The sequence below is a fragment of the Mycolicibacter engbaekii genome (genome assembly GCF_002101585.1).
In the GTDB taxonomy this organism is placed as follows: domain Bacteria; phylum Actinomycetota; class Actinomycetes; order Mycobacteriales; family Mycobacteriaceae; genus Mycobacterium; species Mycobacterium engbaekii.
Genome location: NZ_LQOT01000013.1, coordinates 1 through 1,330 on the forward strand (window position 1 = coordinate 1; position 1,330 = coordinate 1,330).

Annotated in this window: 1 protein-coding gene; it reads right to left on the minus strand. The window is 45.1% G+C overall.

Annotated elements, in window-relative coordinates; translation table 11 throughout:
• The coding region (locus AWC02_RS02675; protein WP_146674371.1) for an AAA family ATPase at window positions 1-723 on the minus strand (723 nt) is incomplete at its 3' end.
• Window positions 724-1,330 lie beyond the last annotated feature (607 nt).

Here is a 1,330-nt window from a genome sequence, read left to right on the forward strand (position 1 = left end):
GTCAATAACTATGACATCATAGTCATGAGCAACAGTTTCAATGGCCAGTCGGAGCATCAGGTGTGGATCGGTGGGCAGTTTACCTTCATCAAATTTGCCCATTAACTCAGTTTCAATACGGTGCAGAGCCAGACAGGAAGGAATAATGTCAAGCCCCGGCCAGCAAGTGGGCTTTATTGCATAAGTGACATCGTCCTTTTCCCCAAGATAGAAAGGCAGGAGAGTGTCTTCTGCATGAATATGAAGATCTGGTACCCATCCGTGATACATTGAGGCTGTTCCCTGGGGGTCGTTACCTTCCACGAGCAAAACACGTAGCCCCTTCAGAGCCAGATCCTGAGCAAGATGAACAGAAACTGAGGTTTTGTAAACGCCACCTTTATGGGCAGCAACCCCGATCACCGGTGGAAATACGTCTTCAGCACGTCGCAATCGCGTACCAAACACATCACGCATATGATTAATTTGTTCAATTGTATAACCAACACGTTGCTCAACCCGTCCTCGAATTTCCATATCCGGGTGCGGTAGTCGCCCTGCTTTCTCGGCATCTCTGATAGCCTGAGAAGAAACCCCAACTAAATCCGCTGCTTCACCTATTCTCCAGCGCCGGGTTATTTTCCTCGCTTCCGGGCTGTCATCATTAAACTGTGCAATGGCGATAGCCTTCGTCATTTCATGACCAGCGTTTATGCACTGGTTAAGTGTTTCCATGAGTTTCATTCTGAACATCCTTTAATCATTGCTTTGCGTTTTTTTATTAAATCTTGCAATTTACTGCAAAGCAACAACAAAATCGCAAAGTCATCAAAAAACCGCAAAGTTGTTTAAAATAAGAGCAACACTACAAAAGGAGATAAGAAGAGCACATACCTCAGTCACTTATTATCACTAGCGCTCGCCGCAGCCGTGTAACCGAGCATAGCGAGCGAACTGGCGAGGAAGCAAAGAAGAACTGTTCTGTCAGATAGCTCTTACGCTCAGCGCAAGAAGAAATATCCACCGTGGGAAAAACTCCAGGTAGAGGTACACACGCGGATAGCCAATTCAGAGTAATAAACTGTGATAATCAACCCTCATCAATGATGACGAACTAACCCCCGATATCAAGTCACATGACGAAGGGAAAGAGAAGGAAATCAACTGTGACAAACTGCCCTCAAATTTGGCTTCCTTAAAAATTACAGTTCAAAAAGTATGAGAAAATCCATGCAGGCTGAAGGAAACAGCAAAACTGTGACAAATTACCCTCAGTAGGTCAGAACAAATGTGACGAACCACCCTCAAATCTGTGACAGATAACCCTCAGACTATCCTGTCGTCATGGAAG